Here is a 19474-nt window from a genome sequence, read left to right on the forward strand (position 1 = left end):
TTGAAAGGGGAATAAACTTGATTAAATTATCTATGCCTGCAGGTCTGCTTATGGAAGCCGCAATTGCCGGCGGAGTTGATGGGAACAAGTTAATTGAAGTATTACGGAACAATGATTTACAAGCGTTAAAGCATATTGATAAGGAAGAAACGAGCTGGATGTATTTGTTTCAGTATGCTGAAGATCATTGGGAGTCTATGATAGAAGCCATACATGAAGGATATACGTACAAATTCATAACCATTAGAGGTTTACTTAATTTAATTCAAACCAAATTTTCATTAGAAGAAAATCAGGATTTTTCTATGGATGAAGCAAGTATTCAATTAGCATTGAATGATGAACAGCTCCGTTTTCTACAATCTAGAATTCCTGAACAATGGATATTTATTAAGAATGAGGCTGACGAACGTTTTAATTTCCGCGCTATTCTCGCTCAAAATCAGCAAATTAAATCATAAAAATAAAAGGACCATTAAGTTTTGCCCTGAGAGGCTAGAAGCTTCTGCTAAACAAACAGATGAAACACAACAGATTCAAAGCGCGAATGTGACTCATCGTACGCCTCGCGGAAAGCGAGCATCCTGTAGTGGAAATCATCCACTTCTAAGGACAACAAAGTTTACGAAAATTTTAAAAAACTGGGAAGCATATGCTTGCCAGTTTTTTAACTTTGCTCTTTTCTAAACGCTCTTTTCTGAAAGATTGTTGCTATTAAGAGGTTTTCAAGCAGTTCTTCTTTGAAAAGTTAATTGGAGCGGAAGGGCGAGACTCCTACAGGATGAGTGGGACAAGTTAGCCCATTCAATGTCGCAAGGCTACGAATGGGCTCACCGCACACCCTGAGGAAAGCGAGCCACTGCAGTGGAAATTAACATTATTCAAAGACAACTAAGCTTACGAAAATCAGCTGTTAATAGTGAAATTCATTTTTCGGTCTCAGCCATGTTGTGATTCCAATGGCTTTACATACTGAAAAATAATGGAGCAGCATTAATAACACCGATCCAGCGTTCATACCTATAATAATTCCATGCATACCCAATGAAGGACGTGAACCTAAAAAATACATAAGCGAAAATGAAATGCATGTCGACCAAACAGATTGGATAAACGCCGTATTAATTAAACCTAGACCTATTAAGTAGGCTTGCAAGGGAATTAAAAAGAAAGTAAATAAAAAGCTCGGCCAAAGTAATTCCAAATAAGTAGCAGCAGATGAAGAATGAAAAAAAAGGATCGTTAAATGTTCAGAGAAGAGCAGAAAAAATATAATAACGGGCAGCCCATATGCAGCTGTAATCCACATGACTCTTCTTAGGAGCATTTTTAATTTTTCTATGTCTTTTTTGGCTGTTGCTTCTGAAACGGTCGGAATTAAAACAACGAGTAGAGAATGTGCAATAAATGCTGGGAAAAAGCCGATCGCAATTGCTACACCTGCCAATAAACCAAATTGTTCAGTAGCTGCTACATCAGATAAGCCTGTTGCGGATAGTGCATATTTGATAAGAAATGGCTGGATGGCATTTGTCAAAGCATGAAAAAGCCTGAGCCCAGTAGTAGGTACTGTAACTGCCATTAAACTTTTTGCTACAAACCTGCCGCTCATCATTTGATTGGCCTGCGATTTCATTTTCCCATACTGCAGCCAATAAGATGTGAACAAATAAATGAGAACGATAAATTCACTTCCGACGAATGTAGCCAATGCGATTAAGATTGCAGTTTCTTTATCAAATGAAAAAAGCTGGTAAATGCCGGTTAATAAAATCAACTGGGCTACTTTGCGGAAAAGGTTTGAAAGTGCTAATTTCCCCATTTGCTGTTTTCCCATAAAATAACCGTGGGCAATTGAAGTAAAGGAAATCATAGGAATAAGAGCAACCATCAACCACCTTACAAGAGGATGGTAACTGTTAAAAACAGATATAAAAGGTAGAACAACTATTGCGATTGCAACCATTGCGATTGTAATGATAACCGTTAATGCTGTAGCATGCTTCAACATACTATAATGCAATTTTTCTTCTTTTTCAGCGATGAATTTTGAAATAGAAATAGGAAGTTCAAGGCTAGCTATGATAATGATCAAAATTACGGTTGGAAAGATTGACATATAATGTCCTAATCCATGTTCACCGAGTTGTTTGGCAAGAATAATGTTCACTAAAAGTTCCAGGCTTTCACCAATAAGCGCGGCGGCTGCTAGTAATAAGACTCCACGAAAAAATAATTTCATGATGCATCTCCTTGTACACGTTGTCCTCCTATTCATATGCTCTTGATGGACAAACAAGACCATGAAGGAGTTTGGAATCTTATATAGAAGAGTTTTCATTAGAAATTGCAAAAATGAGGATGTGTAAATGATGAAAGTTAAAACCAAAAACAATATCTCCATATTGACACTAGCGGAACGAGATAAAATCATGGATCAATGGCTTTTGAACAGACTCCAATTTTTGCTGCCTGGATTAATGAAAAAACACAAAATAGATATGTGGATAACAATCGCAAGAGAGTATAACGAAGATCCCATCGGTTCAACCCTTTTTCCTTCAGCGATTGATAGTTCAAGAAGATTAACGATTTTTGCTTTTGTTAAAGATAAAAAAGGTGAAACGAATCGCTTTGTTATCCATCCCAATAAAGATTTTGAGCCTTTTTATACTTGCTATCCATTTAAAACAGGGGAGAGCCCATTCCAAGCACTGCGACATTTAATGGATTTCTATCATCCAGAAAACATTGCAATCAACAATTCCTCTCATTTTGCATTTTGTGATGGGATCAGTCATTCCTTTTATGAAACACTTCAAGAAACAATCGGTCCATCTCATGCAAAGAAACTTATATCATCGGAACCCATTGTATTAGACTGGCTTCAGCTAAGAACTGAATCAGAACTGGATATGTACAAAGAATTAGCGGAAATTACTCAATCAATTGTAAAAATGACCCTTTCAAACGAAGTAATAAAACCACATATAACAACTACAGGAGATGTTGTGAAATGGATTAGGCAAAAAGTGTTAGATCTTGGATTAGAAACGTCGTTTTATCCGACAGTGGATATTCAAAGAAAACAAGCTGAAGCAGATCGCATTACTGGTACAATTATTCCTGGAGATATTGTTCATCTCGATTTCGGTATAAAATATTTAGGTTTGTGTACCGATACACAGCAATTGGCATATGTTTTGCTTCCGAATGAAACGAATGTTCCCGAAGGATTAAATAAAGCATTACGAATCGGTAATGATTTTGAAGATCTATTTTTTGTTTCCTGTACAAATGGAATAAGCGGTAATGAAATATTCAACCAGGTAATGGAAAGTGCGAAGGCTAAAGGGATTTCCGCTATGCTGTATTCACATCCCATCGGAACGCATTGTCATGCCGCCGGGCCAATCATCGGATTATATGACAAACAAGGAGAAATACCCGTTAGAGGAGAGCTGCTCCTTCAAAATAATACGTGTTATGCGTTAGAGTTTAATATAAGGACTTTTATACCTGAGTGGCAGCAGGATATTCCTATTTATTTAGAAGAGTCGGTTTGTTTTAAAGAAAACAATATGCATTACTTAACAGAAAGACAAACATCCTTTCATATTATTACATCTTAAGGACTGGTAAAAAATTTCAATTGAAATCCTCTAATCCCTTTAGTAAAATGGAAAACTGTGTGATTCAGTTACGTTGTTTTAAGGGGGGGGAAGAGATTGTGCTATTACTAGGTCTTGAAAAAGAAGAAGATAAGAAACTCGATCGAAATGAACTTGATTTTCAATTATTGAGAATGCAAAATGACATGAAACAAATCGCTAAGAAATATGATGTTATCGGTGTAGATCAAACGAAAGATGAGAATCTCGTGATTGTTTATAAAACAGAAGAACTTGATCAATGTAAGATCATGCTGAACGACTGTGAATCAAGATATGAGGGATGGGATTTCTCAATCGATGCTGTTTTTGAAGATGAATGCACCCTTCATATTGGTGATATAAAAGGTCCTTTCAATAAAGGCTATGGGTCCATCTGTATACAATATTTAAAAGAAACAGCTGCTAATCATAATATTCCCGTGATAAAAGGTGACATCGCAGAGCGGGACTGGGATCACGTGGATAGACTCGTACATTTTTATGAAAAACACAACTTCAATATTGAATTAGATAGAGATAACAAATGCGGAAAAATTGAATGGAAAGATTTTTAGAAAAAAGGTGTGATGTAGGAACACATCTTTTTTTTGTGTTAAAATTTCTAAATATTCTTTATAATTATACTGATTACTGATAAGGAGGTCTCTTGAAAATGATAATGAAGCGTTTTATTAGATGATGAATTCTTATATTTTCAGGAGGTATCTTATGAGAATTGAAAAAGTTACATTAGACAAAAAGCATGATTTTGTAAACTTTTGTAAAATGCATCGTAATACTGTGGATGATTCTTATTTAAGCGATCATGAATTGGAGCTCTTTTGTCCGGATAATGAACATGCATACATGATAAGAGATGAACAAAATCGAGTAATTGGAGCTGTCTCATTATTGATGCATGATGAATATAAAAATGCGAACAAAGCACGTTTCCGGATCTTATTCAGTGAATCCTCTGATCCAATGGTTTTTAAGCTGTTATTCACCAACATTTTATCTCACTTAAATCTTGGGGATTATATTTATACCTTTACAAAAGAAAATAAGTTAGAACACCGAAAAGCACTTCAAAGAATCGGGTTTGAAATTGAACGCTATGTTTATGTACTTGAAAGAGAAAATTTAGAGATCCTGCCTTCAAAATTCCCAAATGACTACTCGTTAAAAACATTTATACCCGGTAAAGATGAGCTTGTATTTTGCCAGGTGAGAAATGAAGGTTTTAAACAGCTTATTGGCTATACGCCAATGACTGCTTTTTCCGTTTCGCAAATGATGGAGTGCGATGATTATTTGGACGATGGAATCTTGTTTCTTTACCATAAAAACAAGCCAGTAGGCGTTGTGAGAACAGGAAAAGATTATTTTAAAAACACTCATTATGCAACAGTGTCTTCACTTGCCATTATTCCAGAGTATCAAGGAAAAGGCTTAGGAAGACAGTTATTACGTGCAAGTCTAACAAAAGGTAAAGAAAACGGATTAGATAAAGGGTTTCTTTGTGTCAATGCAGACAATGACCAAGCTGCCAAACTATACGAACAAGAAGGATTTTACAAGACTGAGTCATTTGTTTGCTATCATTTCATAAAAAATTAGAAGACTGAACCTGTTCTTATTAGAGCAGGTTTTTTATTTACGTTTACGTTCTTATTATTTTAGGGTAGTAAGAATGTAGTGAAAATATAAGGAGAGATAGAAAAATGACCTTAGCGGAGATGAAGACCAAAAATCAAAATTCTTTATCAGATAGGTTTGAAGTTGCATTCAATCAAATTCATAAATGTTTAATCGATAAAGTCAAAGATAATTGTGATGACAGATTTAAACAATTGGTTGAAACCGGAATGAAAAAACATTCACTAATTCGGTCATTTTATAATGAGCTTTGTCAATTCGCCAAACTTAGAAACGCAATTGTACACGAAAAAGTTGATCATGATTTTTATATCGCTGAACCTCATATAGAGATCGTAGAAAGAATAGAAAAAGTAGCAGGTTATTTTATGAAACCTGAGGTCGCACTAAATATTGCAACCAAAAATGTTCATCATTTTAATGAAAGTGATTGTTTGGCAGATGTGCTGAGCTGTATTCGAGAAACCTCCTATTCACGTTTTCCCATCTACAATGATAAAGGAGAATATCTTTGGTTATTAACAGCTACATACATTTTGAATTGGCTGACTGATCGTCTTGACGATCAAGTAATCGATCTAAATAACGCTAAAATTTCTGATATTGCCAACAGCGAAGAAAAACAACTCGTAGCTTTTATATCAAAAACATCAAGTATTTTTAAAGCAGAAGAGATCTTTGAAACGTTTCATAAAGAAGGCAAGAAACTTGAAGCAATCATTATCACATTAAATGGAAGCGAAAATGAAAAGCCTTTAGGTATTGTAACCTCATATGATCTTATTGAAATAGATCTAGAATAATTTAAAAACGCTCACATTGAGCGTTTTTTGTCTTGAATTGATTAAGTTTAATTGTTTAAGGAGAAAACGATAAGGGAACGAAAATTTGTGACTGAATTTTTTGTATATGGAAAACGTATTGAGAGGGTGAAAGAAATGTCAGAATCATTTTATGTAAAAATAAACGGTTCAGAAACAAAAGCAGAAAAAGATCAAACCATATTAAATCTTCTATCAAACACTTCATCACAGGTACCACATGTTTGCTATCATCCTAGTCTTGGACCTATTGAAACGTGTGACACATGTATTGTTAAAGTAAACGGTGAATTTGTCAGGGCATGTTCAACAAAGTTAGAAGATGGTGATGATGTCGATACAAATTCCGATGAAGTAAAAGAAGCCCAGGTCATTGGGATGGACCGTATTTTAATTAACCACGAACTTTATTGTACAGTATGCGATTATAACAATGGCACTTGTGAGGTACATAACACGGTTAAAGAAATGAAAATTAACCACCAGAGCATTCCGTTCGATCACAAGCCTTATGAGGTTGACAGCTCTAATCCTTTTTACAGATATGATCCAGATCAATGTATATTATGCGGGCGTTGCGTGGAAGCCTGTCAGGATGTTCAAGTTACCGAGACATTGTCGATTGACTGGGATCGTGAAAGACCTCGTGTCATCTGGGACAAGGACGTTCCGATCAATGAATCATCTTGTGTATCATGCGGGCATTGTTCCACAGTATGTCCATGTAATGCCATGATGGAAAAAGGCATGGAAGGCGAAGCGGGATATATGACTGGAATTAATCGGGAAACGCTGCGTCCAATGATCGAAATTACAAAAGGGGTAGAAACAGGCTATGGTTCCATATTGGCCATTTCAGATATGGAATCAGCAATGCGAGAACAACGTATTAAAAAGACAAAAACCGTGTGTACATTTTGCGGGGTAGGTTGCAGTTTTGATGTCTGGACAAAAGGAAGAGAAATTTTAAAAGTCGAACCGCAAATTGATGCTCCTGCAAACGGTATTTCCACTTGTATTAAAGGAAAATTCGGATGGGATTTTGTAAATAGCGAAGAACGCTTAACAAAACCGCTGATACGTGAAGGGGACGCATTTCGGGAAGCTTCATGGGATGAAGCCTTGAACTTGATAGCGAAAAAGTTTACGGAAATTAAAACACAGCATGGATCGCAGGCATTAACATTTATCAGTTCATCAAAATGTACGAATGAAGAATCTTATTTGATGCAAAAATTAGCTAGGGGTGTAATTGGAACGAATAATATTGATAACTGCTCACGCTATTGTCAGACACCAGCCACAATGGGGCTTTTCAGAACTGTAGGGCATGGAGGAGACTCGGGGTCTATTAAAGATATTGAAAAGTCAGAGCTTGTCATCGTAATTGGATCAAACACATCTGAATCACACCCTGTTTTAGCGACACGCATCAAACGATCACATAAATTGCATAATCAAAAGCTAATCGTAGCGGATCTTCGCAAACATGAAATGGCAGACCGTGCTGATCTATTTATTCAACCGCGGGCAGGTTCTGATTTAGTATGGCTGTCTGCAGTCACAAAATATATTTTGGACAAGGGATGGGCAGACAATGAATTTTTAAGTACTCATGTAAATGGTTTGGAAGAATTCACAAAAAATCTTGAAAAATTCACGCTTGAATATGCAGAAAAAGCAACGGGACTCCCACAAGAAACTCTTGTTCATATTGCGGAAACAATCTCACAATCTAAAAGTGTTTGTGTTCTTTGGGCAATGGGAGTAACACAGCATATGGGCGGCAGTGATACGAGTACGGCTATCTCTAATCTGCTCCTTGTAACTGGAAATTATGGACGTCCCGGTGTTGGCTCATATCCGCTAAGAGGACATAACAATGTACAAGGTGCTAGTGATTTTGGAAGTATGCCTGATCGTTTGCCTTCTTATGAGAAAGTTTCCGACGAAAAAGTTAGAGCGAAATACGAACAAGCATGGGGTGTGAAAATACCTGAAGAACCAGGTCTAAACAATCATGAGATGGTACAGGGAATAATGGACGGAAATGTAAAGGCGATGTATTTAAAAGGGGAAGACATGGGAATAGTCGATTCGAACATCAATCATGTTCATGCAGCTTACGAAAAACTAGACTTTTTCGTTGTGCAAGATTTATTTTTAACGAGAACAGCAGAATTTGCTGATGTTGTATTGCCTGCTAGTCCAAGCCTTGAAAAGGAAGGAACCTTTACAAACACGGAACGAAGAATTCAAAGATTATATCAAGTACTTGAACCGCTTGGAGATTCACGCCCTGACTGGCAAATCATTCAAGATATAGCCAATCGATTAGGAGCTGGCTGGAATTATAAACATCCGAGTGACATCATGGAGGAAGCTGCCCAATTAGCACCTTTATTTGCAGGAGTATCCTATGAAAGATTGGAAGGATACAAAAGTCTTCAATGGCCAGTTGCTCCAGATGGTACTGATACACCTGTATTGTTTACAGATGGCTTTCCTTTCGATGATCGAAAAGCTAAATTGCATCCAGTGGATTGGACAGAACCGAAAGAATTTGGTGAAGAGTACGACATTCATGTGAATAACGGAAGGCTGCTAGAACACTTCCATGAAGGAAATATGACATATAAGTCTGAAGGGATCACATCAAAAACGCCAAACACTTTTCTGGAGATCTCACATGATCTCGCGAAAGAAAGAGGGATTAAAGATGGTACTCTAGTTCGCTTATCTTCCCCATATGGAAGTGTGAAGGTCCACTGTTTAATCACTGATAGAGTGAAGGGGAAAGAAGTATATCTGCCTATGAACGATAGTGGAGAAGCTTCAATTAATTTGCTGACGAGCAGCTACTCTGATAAAGATACGGATACACCTGCCTATAAAGAAACGAGTGCAAAACTAGAAATCTTACAAGTAGAAGGGGTAAACCCGCTTCCAAAAATCAATTTCAGATACGGAAATCCGCAGCCTCAAATTGGGGTAGCAGTTGATAAGAAATGGGCACGAAAAGACTATATCTTCCCTGGAGATGTTGTGAAAAAGGAGCGAAAACAACATGGCTAAGGCGATTAAGAACGTTCACAAAATAGCAGTGACGGAAGAACAAAAGCGAAAAGATGATTTGCGAGAAGTTGAAGATGCCTTAATCAAGAATAAAGATGCCATTTTGCAAACCATGGATATTATGAGCCATATGCAGGATAAAGGAATCCTTTCACTGCTTAATGGGTTATTTGGACAAGGTGACAAAGTGTTGGAAATTGCTGTTAAAGCAATGGATAAACCAGAAAACACAAATACGCTAAAAAATCTTCTTTTGTTATCAGGATCATTAGGAATGATTAACGTACAACAATTGGAACCATTTTTATTAAAATTAAATTCAGGAATTGCCAGGATGGCCGAATTTAAAGATACCGAAGAAAAAACAGGTTATTTTGATATCGTAAGATCTCTCAAGGATCCTGATATCAATAAATCCATTACCATTCTGCTGCAGTTTTTAAAAGGAATGGGGCAGGACACGCAGCACTATGAAAAAACCAATCAAGATACACAAAAGCAACGGATAAATCAATCGGAAAACAAGACGCTCGAATAAACACCATATGAATAAAAGCTAACTTCTTTGTCATAAAGACTTGGAAGTTAGCTTTTTTATTGCAAAAGGCTGTTTCTGTTTTGACAGTAGTTGATTTTCTTTTCAGGATGCTCGCTTTCCGCAGGGCGTACGGTGAGCCACGTTAAAAGATATAGAAGTACTTGCTCCTGCGTCTGCAAGCAAACGCTATCGAAACGGGCTTCCTCGTCGCATGCCTTACGAGGAGAATACTTAGGTGGCAGGCACGGTCCTTGCACTCCAACCAACTTGTCGGGTCAACATTTTAAAATTAGCCACTAAGAAGAGACCATTATAAAAAACTATTTATATTGTTCGAGTACTGAAAAGAAGTGGATAACAAATTCATAAAATACTTGTTCAGCTGGTGCTAGTTCGCGTCCACGCGGAGTGATCAGTCCGACAGTTCTTCTTACATCCGGAATTTCAATCGGTACTTTTACCGTGAATCGAGGTTTAGTTTCACTTATGGAACTATCGGGTAAAAGTGTTACACCCATACCTGCTGTAACTAGTCCTTTGATCGCATCTAAGTCTTCACCTTCGCAGGCGATCTTAGGCAAAAAGCCTGATTCCTTGCATGCATTTACGACTACTTCTCGCAAAATATACCCTTCAGGGAACAGGACAAAGTCATCATTTCTTAAATCATTTAACAATATACTCCTTTTTTCTGATAAAGGATGCTGATCTGGTAAAAGAGCCGAAATTTTTTCAGTAAATAATATATTCCCTTCTAAATCAGGGTCATTTTTTGGGACTGGACCTAGAAATGCTAAATCAATATCACCATTTTTCACACTTTCTGTTAAGAATTGATACGAACCTTGTCTTAAATGGAAAGCAATATTAGGATGCTCTCGTTTAAAAGCTGACACAACAGTGGGTAACAGCTGGCCAGCAAGACTGGTAGGGAAACCAATCTTAATGGTTCCGCGTTCCGGATCCAAGTATTCATCAATTTGTTTTTTTGCGTGTTCAATTGCTTTTATTGCCGATTTAGCATGCTGTAAAAATAGTCTTCCAACTGGAGAAAGCTTTATATTTCGTCCTTCTCTTTCAAAAAGTTCAACACCAAGCTCAGTTTCTAAATTGGCAATCTGACGGCTTACGGCTGATTGAGCTACATGCAGAGCAAGTGCTGCTTCAGATACATGTTCTCGTTCAGCTACTTCTATAAAATATTGCAATTGTCTGATTTCCATAGTCTTATCATCACCTTCATTTTATCGATCATTCTCATTTTGAGATCATTTTAATCTAAATTATATATTGTTTAGATTAATTATAAAACCTAAACTAAATGAAAGAAAGTTTTGAACATTAAGTTTAAAACGCGAAGGGGGAGTAATCGATGACATTCAGTCATTTACCAAAGCCACAGGGACTTTATCAGCCACAATTTGAACATGATGCTTGTGGTATTGGTCTATACGCTCATCTAAAAGGGCATGCTACCCATCAAATAGTAAAACAAGGACTTCATATGCTATGCCAGCTCGACCACCGCGGAGGTCAAGGAAGTGACCCTTTAACTGGTGATGGAGCAGGCTTAATGACAAAATTACCCCACCGTTTTTTTAATAAAGTATTAAATAACCAGCTTCCTGAAAAAGGACGTTATGGAGTGGGGATGATCTTTTTTCCAAATGATAAAGAGGCACAACTGAAACTTGAAAATCAAATCAATCAATTTATTGAACAAGAAGGACAGAGAGTAATCGAATGGAGAACGGTTCCCGTTGAATCAGAATCAATCGGTGAAAAAGCTCAGGCAACCTGTCCGGTCGTTAAACAGATTTTCATCGCTTGTAATGAGGCTATTACGGATGAACTTGTTTTTGAACGTAAATTGTTCGTTATTCGGAAGCAAGCAGAGCATTGGGCGCGAAAGAATGGACTGCAAACGTATTTTGCTAGTCTTTCTTCTCAAACAATCGTTTATAAAGGACTTCTTACACCAGAACAGGTAGATGCATTTTACCTGGATTTGCAAGATGATGATTTCGTGTCCCCATTCGCTTTAGTGCATTCCCGTTTTAGCACAAACACGTTCCCGACTTGGGAACGCGCACATCCGAACCGTTATCTCATTCATAACGGTGAGATTAACACGCTTCAAGGAAATATGAATTGGATGAAGGCACGTGAAAAACAATTTATTTCTGAAGCGTTTGGCGAAGATATCGACAAACTGCTGCCAATCTTGGATGCTGACGGAAGTGACTCATCTATTTTAGACCAGGCATTTGAGTTTCTCGTACTTGCCGGCAGAAAACCATCCCATACAGCTATGATGATGATTCCTGAACCATGGAGCGAAAATCCTCATTTAGAACAAGATCGGCGTGCTTTTTACGAATTCCATAGCTGTTTAATGGAGCCGTGGGACGGTCCGACTGCTATTTCATTTACTGACGGAAAACAAATCGGTGCTATTCTTGACCGAAACGGTTTGCGTCCTGCACGATATTATGTAACGAAAGACGATTATATTATCTTCTCATCTGAGGTTGGTGTAATCGATGTTCCAGAGGAAAACGTACTTTACAAGGAACGCTTAAGTCCAGGCCGGATGCTGCTTATCGACTTAGAAGAAGGACGCATCATTACTGATAATGAGATTAAAAGGGAAATGGCCAGCGAACACCCTTATGACGTTTGGCTGACAAACGGTCTGCTTCACTTAGAAGATGAAGAAGAATCAACTATTCATCTGGATGATATTCGACAAAGACAAAAAGCATTCGGTTATACGTATGAGGATATTCACAAATATCTTCTTCCTGTCATTACCGAAGGAAAAGATCCAATCGGGTCGATGGGAAATGATACACCCCTTGCTGTATTATCTGACAGACCACAATCACTTTTTAACTATTTCAAACAATTATTCGCCCAAGTAACAAATCCGCCGATCGATGCGATTCGAGAAAAAATAGTTACATCGACTATGACTCTATTAGGTGCTGAAGGAAATCTGCTTCATCCTGGTCCTCAGAACGCACGTAGAATTCAATTGGATTCACCTGTTCTAACGACAAAAGAGTTTAATCAAATAAAAGAAAGTGAGATTACAGATTTTAAACCAGCCCTTTTATCGACGCTTTTTTCTGAAGATTTAGAACGTTCACTGATTTCCTTTCACGAAAATGCAGAAAAAGCTATTCTTGATGGTGCTACGTTACTATTATTAAGCGATCGAGAAATGGATCGATCTAACACCCCAATCCCTGTATTGCTAGCTGTAAGTTCGTTGCATCATTACCTTGTTCAACAAGGATTACGGACAAAAGTGAGTTTGATTGTTGAATCAGGAGAAGTTCGTGAAGTTCACCACTTTGCCGCTTTGATAGGATATGGCGCAGATGCAATCTATCCTTATTTAACTTACAAAACTTATGAAGAGGCAATTGAAGTTGGACATATTAATCTCTCTCTTCATGAAACAATTAGTAAATATAAAAAAGGGGTAACTGACGGCATTGTAAAAGTGATGTCTAAGATGGGGATTTCTACAGTGCAAAGTTATCGTGGTGCACAAATTTTTGAAGCAGTCGGCATCGGAAAAGATGTAATCGATCGCTATTTTCCAGCGACCGCTTCCCAAATCGACGGCATAACATTAAAGGAAATTGAAAAAGAGGCGCGTTTAAGACACCTTGAAGGTTATAAAGAGACGATCGAAGATACGCTTGAATCCGGAAGTGATTTTCAATGGAGAAATACAGGGGAACATCACGCATTTAATCCAAAAACCATTCACACTCTACAGTGGGCTTGCCGTAAAAATGACTACTCTCTATTTAAAACTTTTTCAAAACTCGCTGACGATGAACGGACAACATTTTTAAGAAATTTGTTTTCGTTCAAGTCCGATGTAAAAAGCATACCGCTTGAAGAAGTCGAACCTGTTGAAGAAATCGTTAAGCGTTTTAAAACGGGTGCGATGTCATTTGGATCATTGAGTCAAGAAGCTCATGAATCACTTGCGATTGCAATGAACCGCTTAGGCGGAAAAAGCAACAGCGGGGAAGGCGGAGAAGATTCTAACCGTTTCATCCTTGATGAAAATGGCGATAACCGAAGAAGTGCAATCAAACAAGTAGCTTCAGGAAGATTCGGTGTAAAGAGTCATTACTTGGTGAACGCAGATGAACTTCAGATTAAGATGGCACAAGGAGCGAAACCAGGTGAAGGCGGACAGCTGCCTGGCAATAAAGTTTATCCATGGGTCGCAGACGTTCGCGGATCGACTCCAGGAGTAGGCTTAATTTCACCGCCTCCACATCATGATATTTACTCGATTGAAGATATTGCACAGCTTATTCACGATCTTAAAAATGCGAACCGTGAAGCTCGTATCAGTGTAAAACTTGTTTCAAAATCGGGTGTAGGAACGATTGCTGCCGGTGTAGCAAAAGGTGCAGCAGATGTTATTGTGATCAGCGGCTATGATGGAGGAACAGGAGCATCTCCAAAAACAAGTATTAAGCATACGGGGCTTCCATGGGAGCTGGGTCTTGCTGAAACACATCAAACATTGATGCTAAATGGTCTGAGAGAACGTGTTACGCTTGAAACAGATGGAAAACTAATGACGGGTAAAGATGTAGTTATTGCAGCCCTTTTAGGTGCGGAAGAATACGGATTCGCAACTGCCCCGCTTGTAGTTTTAGGATGTGTCATGATGCGGGCGTGCCACTTAGACACGTGTCCGGTAGGTGTTGCTACTCAAAACCCAGAATTGAGAAAGAAATTTATGGGGGACCCTGAACATGTTGTGAATTATATGAAATTTGTAGCTGAAGAAATTCGTGAAATCATGGCATTGCTTGGTTTTAGAACCGTCGAAGAGATGGTTGGCCGAACAGATGTATTAACAGTAGGAGATCGTGCAAAGAACCATTGGAAAGCAAAACACTTAGATCTTACGAAGCTTCTTTACCAAGCTGAAGGTGTTCGAACTTGTCAAACAAAACAGAATCACAAAATCGAACATTCTTTAGATATGAAAGAAATCCTTCCGATGTTAAGTCCGGCTTTAGAAGACAAAAAGCCTGTATCATTGAATCTCACTATAAAAAATACAAATCGTGTTGCAGGAACGATCGCTGGCAGCGAAATCACGAAACGTTATGGTGAAGAGGGGCTGCCAGAAGATACGGTTACCCTTACATTTAATGGTTCAGCTGGTCAAAGCTTTGGGGCGTTTGTTCCACACGGCATGAGCTTATATTTAAACGGTGATAGCAATGACTATTTCGGTAAGGGACTTTCAGGAGGTAAGATGATTGTCGCTCCACCGAAATCAGCCGATTATTTAGCAGATGATAATGTGATTATCGGTAACGTTGCTTTCTATGGTGCAACGAGCGGGGAAGCTTATATTAACGGTCTTGCCGGAGAAAGATTCGCAGTCAGAAACAGCGGTGCGAACATCGTTGTCGAAGGAATCGGAGATCATGGGTGTGAATATATGACCGGCGGACGTGTTGTTGTATTAGGAGATACTGGCAAGAACTTTGCTGCAGGAATGAGCGGAGGAATCGCCTATGTATTTACACATCAGCCTCTCTTGTTTAAACGACTTTGCAATAAAGAAGGCATTGAATTTGAGAGATTGAATGATCTGGATGAAACAGAATCTCTTAAACAGCTAATACAAAATCATTTTGCATACACACAGAGCGAAAAAGCCGCTGCTATTTTAGAAAATTGGAAAGCAGCTCAATCACAGTTTATTAAAGTAATCCCAAGAGACTATAAAGAAATGATTAAAAAAATCGATGATGAAAAACAAGCTGGATTAACTGAACAAGAAGCAGTTATGAATGCATTCACTGCAAGATCAGCCGCAAAGAAACATGCGGGAATACCTGGACCAACAAAGCTAATTTTAAAGTAATCAAAAATGAAAGGAGAGATGAGGATGGGTAGACCAACTGGATTTCTAGAGTATCCGCGAGAAGAGACAAAGGAAAGGTCTCCTCTTAAGCGGCTTAGCGATTGGAAAGAGTACTCCGAACAACAGCCAGAAGATATGTTAAAAAGGCAAAGCGCAAGATGCATGGATTGCGGAACACCATTTTGCCATATTGGAATAGAAATTAACGGGGCGGCAGCTGGTTGCCCTATTAACAACTTAATTCCTGAATGGAACGATCTCGTTTACAGAGGAAAGTGGAAAGAAGCTTTGGATCGTCTTTTAAAAACAAATAATTTCCCCGAGTTCACAGGGAGAGTATGTCCAGCCCCTTGTGAAGGTTCTTGTACTGTTGAACTCGCTGGACCTGCTGTTACCATCAAAAATATTGAACGTGCCATTATCGATAAAGGATTTGAGAATGGGTGGATCCAGCCTCGAATCCCAACTAAGCGTTCTGGAAAGAAAATTGCTATCGTAGGCTCGGGCCCTGCAGGACTTGCAGCAGCAGATCAGCTTAATCAAGCAGGACATTCAGTTACCGTTTATGAGCGGGATAACCTTGCTGGAGGATTACTGACTTACGGCATCCCCAACATGAAACTTGATAAAGACATTGTTAAACGCCGGATTACGCTCTTAAGGCAAGAAGGTATTGATTTTATCTTAAATACTGAAATCGGGAAAGATGTGATGGCCGATGAACTTAACGAACAGTTTGACGCTGTCATCCTTTGTACAGGTGCTCAAAAACAACGAAATTTAGAGCTCGAAGGAAGAGAAGCTGAAGGCGTACATTTTGCAATGAAGTATTTGACTCAATCTACGAAAAGATTATTAGGAATTGAAGTCAAAGAACCAATTATTGATGCAGAAGGAAAAAACGTTATCGTAATCGGCGGCGGGGATACTGGGGCTGACTGTGTCGCAACAGCACTGCGCCAAAAATGTAAAAGTGTCGTACAGTTTGGTAAACACCCTAAACTGCCCAACGCCAGAAGTAAAGAAAATATGTGGCCAGAACAGCCAAATATTTTCACAATGGATTACGCCTATGAGGAAGCTACAGCTCAATTCGGTCATGATCCAAGAGAGTACTCTGTTCAAACGAAAAAAATCGTTTCTGATTCAGAAGGACACTTAAAAGAACTTCATACGATTCAAATGAAGCGGACCTCTGACGAAAATGGAAATATTGTCTTTAAAGAAATAGAAGGTACTGAACAAGTATGGCCGGCAGACCTCGTCTTTATTGCGATTGGTTTTGAAGGGACAGAACATCCAGTACTAAAACAGTTTGGTGTTGAAACGAAGAACAATAAAGTTAAAGCAAAACATGGAGATTACAAAACGAATTTAAATGGTGTATTTGCCGCAGGTGATTCCAGACGCGGACAAAGCTTGATTGTATGGGCAATACAAGAAGGACGTGAATGTGCACGTGAGGTTGATAAGTATTTAATGGGTGCATCGGTTTTGCCTTAATTCCTTTACCCATGCTAAAATAATCTCCGGAAGCCAAAAGCCTTCTAGTTATGATAAAATAGGCAATGGCGAAAGAATATCTATTTTATTTATAAGGAGTAGAAGCATGGAAAAAGTACTCATTTTTGGACACAAGAATCCTGATACTGACACAATTACTTCTGCGATTGTTTACGCAGACTTGAAAACAAAAATAGGTCAAAATGCAGAACCTGTTCGTTTAGGCGAAATTAACGGTGAAACTAAATATGCACTTGATTATTTCAAAGCTGATCTTCCTCGTCTGGTAGAAACAGTCTCTAACGAAACGAATGCTGTTATTTTGGTCGACCATAACGAACGCCAGCAATGCGCAAGTGATATTGACAACGTTCGTGTGCTAGAAGTAATTGATCATCACCGTATTGCAAACTTTGAAACAAGTGATCCTTTATATTATCGAGCAGAGCCAGTGGGCTGTACAGCAACAATCTTAAACAAGATATATAAAGAAAAAGGTGTAAAAGTAGAAAAGAATATCGCAGGTCTTATGCTTTCAGCGATTATTTCCGACTCTCTTTTATTCAAATCACCAACTTGTACACAAGAAGATGTAGATGCTGCACACGAGCTTGCTGAAATCGCTGGTGTTGACGCAGAAACTTATGGTTTAGAAATGCTAAAAGCGGGTGCAGATCTTAGTGGCAAAACAGTAGAAGAACTTATTTCTCTTGATGCTAAAGAATTCAATATCGGTTCTAGTAAAGTAGAAGTTGCTCAAGTAAACACTGTTGATGCAAGTGATGTATTAAAGCTACAATCTGACTTGGAAGCTTCTATTTCTAAAGTAATTGATGAGAAGGACCTAGACCTCTTTATGTTTGTAGTAACGGACATTCTTACAAACGATTCAACAACATTGGCACTCGGAAAAAGAGCTGATGCTGTTGAAAATGCGTATGATGTAAAACTTGAAAACAATACGGCAATACTAAAAGGTGTTGTTTCACGCAAAAAACAGATTATCCCTGTATTAACAGAGGCTATGAGCAAGTAATATAAAAAACACAGCGACTTGAACTCGAGTTGCTGTGTTTTTTTATAAGGCTGTTTTGACAGGAGTTGATTTACTTTCCAGAATGCTCGCTTTCCGCGAGGCAGACGGTGAGCCACATTCGTACGTTTCACTCTTAAGTGTCTCACCTGTCTAGCTGCAGCGGTTAGCCCCTGGAGGTCAAAAGTTAAATGGTCCTGAAGGCAAAAAACGCCTTCTTAGCCCCTTTCCCTTTTGCTTGTCGGGGCTGACCAAACCACTTCAGCCTTTCGGACTGCCCGCCTGTCCCACAGGAGTCGCGCACCTTCCACTCCAATCAACTGTCAGAGTAGATAATAAAAAATTAAAAATCAACACGCTTTTAGAAATCAGAATTCTCGTTACAGTCTCCTTATACATTAATATGAATAAGGAAGATGACACCAAATATAATGGCAAATGCAATATGAACTTTTTTGGTTTTTAGAGCATTCTTTGTCTTTAAGCTTCTTTGATGACGCCAGCCCAATATAGCTAATAACACCAACGAGGTAAATGCAGCAATTCCTGAGTAAATTCGTATTTTCTCTTCAACAGGGTTTAATAAAAAAAATAAGCCATGAGAGAAAGCTAAAATTAAAACAGTTATGCCAAAATAAATATGAAAATTCTTTAATGTGAGAAATACCATTTGTACATACTCGACAAAAGAGACTTTCCTCTTTTTTAACTCCAGCCAAATTTTTCGGAATAACCAGAGTAAAGCAGCACCAATACTAACAATTTCGGCCATTGTTCCAACGTTTTTATCTATTCCTTTATAAAAGCGATTGACAGGGATGTCCTTAAAAGAATGATAGAGAGTGATCGCTAACATCCCAATTCCTATTGAAATAATGATTGCCAAAATAATTTTTATTGCATAATTGAGCAGTTTCATAAACCAATGATTTTTTTTCACTAACAACACTACTTTCCTCTCAAAATTAATTGCCATCCTTCACTAAATTTTACTTTTATATATGATAAACTTACAAATTAACAAAAAAATTTCATACTTAAAGGGATAAATTCACGGTTTTCTTTACATCACAAAATATTTGACAATCCAAACTGTCCTGTTATCATAGAGGCAAGATACAGTTAACTAAATAATGATATAACCACTAGGGGTGCCTTAAAAGGCTGAGATTGAAGTGTAACTTCAAGACTCTTAGAACCTGATCTGGATGATACCAGCGTAGGGAAGTGGTGTAATGAAACTTCATGTTTTCAATATGTTTTCAT

13 protein-coding genes and 1 riboswitch are annotated in these 19474 nt (G+C 38.2%); of the genes, 10 read left to right on the forward strand and 3 right to left on the reverse strand.

The window, feature by feature from the left end; translation table 11 throughout:
- The first annotated feature begins 17 nt into the window (after positions 1-17).
- Positions 18-461 carry a hypothetical protein gene (locus J2X07_RS06605; protein ID WP_310257672.1) on the forward strand — a complete coding sequence of 148 codons (444 nt, stop codon included), beginning with the start codon at positions 18-20 and terminating at the stop codon, positions 459-461.
- A 452-nt stretch (positions 462-913) separates the two neighbouring features.
- On the opposite strand, the gene J2X07_RS06610 is transcribed toward J2X07_RS06605, so the two are convergent.
- Positions 914-2242: an oligosaccharide flippase family protein gene (locus J2X07_RS06610; protein ID WP_310257673.1), complete on the reverse strand. Its 1329-nt coding sequence runs from the start codon at positions 2240-2242 to the stop codon at positions 914-916.
- A gap of 127 nt (positions 2243-2369) precedes the next feature.
- On the opposite strand from J2X07_RS06610, the gene J2X07_RS06615 reads away from it, so the two are divergent.
- The 6 genes from J2X07_RS06615 to J2X07_RS06640 all read left to right on the forward strand — a co-directional run bounded on the left by J2X07_RS06615 (position 2370) and on the right by J2X07_RS06640 (position 9746).
- On the forward strand, positions 2370-3632 hold the full coding sequence (locus J2X07_RS06615) for a M24 family metallopeptidase (RefSeq protein ID WP_310257674.1): 1263 nt from the start codon (positions 2370-2372) through the stop codon (positions 3630-3632).
- Positions 3633-3730: 98 nt separating this feature from the next.
- A complete protein-coding gene (locus J2X07_RS06620; RefSeq protein WP_310257675.1) occupies positions 3731-4228 on the forward strand; it encodes a hypothetical protein in 498 nt (165 codons plus the stop codon).
- Positions 4229-4382: 154 nt separating this feature from the next.
- Complete coding sequence (locus tag J2X07_RS06625; RefSeq protein WP_310257676.1) at positions 4383-5273, forward strand: GNAT family N-acetyltransferase; 891 nt, start codon at positions 4383-4385, stop codon at positions 5271-5273.
- 104 nt (positions 5274-5377) lie between these two features.
- Positions 5378-6115, forward strand: coding sequence for a CBS domain-containing protein (locus tag J2X07_RS06630; RefSeq protein ID WP_310257677.1), 738 nt, complete (start codon positions 5378-5380; stop codon positions 6113-6115).
- 135 nt (positions 6116-6250) lie between these two features.
- Entirely contained in the window at positions 6251-9208 is a 2958-nt protein-coding gene (fdhF, locus tag J2X07_RS06635; protein ID WP_310257678.1) for a formate dehydrogenase subunit alpha, read from the forward strand.
- Positions 9201-9746, forward strand: a complete 546-nt coding sequence (locus J2X07_RS06640) for a DUF1641 domain-containing protein (protein WP_310257679.1) — start codon at positions 9201-9203, stop codon at positions 9744-9746. Before fdhF ends, J2X07_RS06640 begins: the two co-directional genes overlap by 8 nt.
- A 320-nt stretch (positions 9747-10066) precedes the next feature.
- Here J2X07_RS06640 and J2X07_RS06645 read toward each other — a convergent pair whose 3' ends face one another.
- Positions 10067-10969 carry a LysR family transcriptional regulator gene (locus tag J2X07_RS06645; RefSeq protein ID WP_310257680.1) on the reverse strand — a complete coding sequence of 301 codons (903 nt, stop codon included), beginning with the start codon at positions 10967-10969 and terminating at the stop codon, positions 10067-10069.
- A gap of 149 nt (positions 10970-11118) precedes the next feature.
- On the opposite strand from J2X07_RS06645, the gene gltB reads away from it, so the two are divergent.
- The 3 genes from gltB to J2X07_RS06660 all read left to right on the forward strand — a co-directional run bounded on the left by gltB (position 11119) and on the right by J2X07_RS06660 (position 18211).
- The gene (gene gltB, locus J2X07_RS06650) at positions 11119-15672 is read left to right on the forward strand and encodes a glutamate synthase large subunit (protein ID WP_310257681.1); all 4554 of its coding nucleotides are present in this window, start codon (positions 11119-11121) and stop codon (positions 15670-15672) included.
- 24 nt (positions 15673-15696) lie between these two features.
- The gene (locus J2X07_RS06655) at positions 15697-17175 is read left to right on the forward strand and encodes a glutamate synthase subunit beta (RefSeq protein ID WP_310257682.1); all 1479 of its coding nucleotides are present in this window, start codon (positions 15697-15699) and stop codon (positions 17173-17175) included.
- Between the two features lie 106 nt (positions 17176-17281).
- On the forward strand, positions 17282-18211 hold the full coding sequence (locus J2X07_RS06660) for a manganese-dependent inorganic pyrophosphatase (protein ID WP_310257683.1): 930 nt from the start codon (positions 17282-17284) through the stop codon (positions 18209-18211).
- A gap of 388 nt (positions 18212-18599) precedes the next feature.
- Here the strand turns inward: J2X07_RS06660 and J2X07_RS06665 are convergent, their stop codons facing one another.
- Positions 18600-19157, reverse strand: coding sequence for a hypothetical protein (locus J2X07_RS06665; protein ID WP_310257684.1), 558 nt, complete (start codon positions 19155-19157; stop codon positions 18600-18602).
- 188 nt (positions 19158-19345) lie between these two features.
- Positions 19346-19451, forward strand: a riboswitch (TPP riboswitch).
- Positions 19452-19474 lie beyond the last annotated feature (23 nt).

Source organism: Fictibacillus barbaricus (assembly GCF_031457135.1).
In the GTDB taxonomy this organism is placed as follows: Bacteria; Bacillota; Bacilli; order Bacillales; family Fictibacillaceae; genus Fictibacillus; species Fictibacillus barbaricus_A.

Coding starts and splice junctions, on each gene's coding strand:
- J2X07_RS06610 (WP_310257673.1), bottom strand. CDS start 2,242: ATGAAATTATTTTTTCGTGGAGTCTTATTACTAGCAGCCGCCGCGCTT.
- J2X07_RS06615 (WP_310257674.1), top strand. CDS start 2,370: ATGATGAAAGTTAAAACCAAAAACAATATCTCCATATTGACACTAGCG.
- J2X07_RS06625 (WP_310257676.1), top strand. CDS start 4,383: ATGAGAATTGAAAAAGTTACATTAGACAAAAAGCATGATTTTGTAAAC.
- J2X07_RS06630 (WP_310257677.1), top strand. CDS start 5,378: ATGACCTTAGCGGAGATGAAGACCAAAAATCAAAATTCTTTATCAGAT.
- fdhF (WP_310257678.1), top strand. CDS start 6,251: ATGTCAGAATCATTTTATGTAAAAATAAACGGTTCAGAAACAAAAGCA.
- J2X07_RS06640 (WP_310257679.1), top strand. CDS start 9,201: ATGGCTAAGGCGATTAAGAACGTTCACAAAATAGCAGTGACGGAAGAA.
- J2X07_RS06645 (WP_310257680.1), bottom strand. CDS start 10,969: ATGGAAATCAGACAATTGCAATATTTTATAGAAGTAGCTGAACGAGAA.
- gltB (WP_310257681.1), top strand. CDS start 11,119: ATGACATTCAGTCATTTACCAAAGCCACAGGGACTTTATCAGCCACAA.
- J2X07_RS06655 (WP_310257682.1), top strand. CDS start 15,697: ATGGGTAGACCAACTGGATTTCTAGAGTATCCGCGAGAAGAGACAAAG.
- J2X07_RS06660 (WP_310257683.1), top strand. CDS start 17,282: ATGGAAAAAGTACTCATTTTTGGACACAAGAATCCTGATACTGACACA.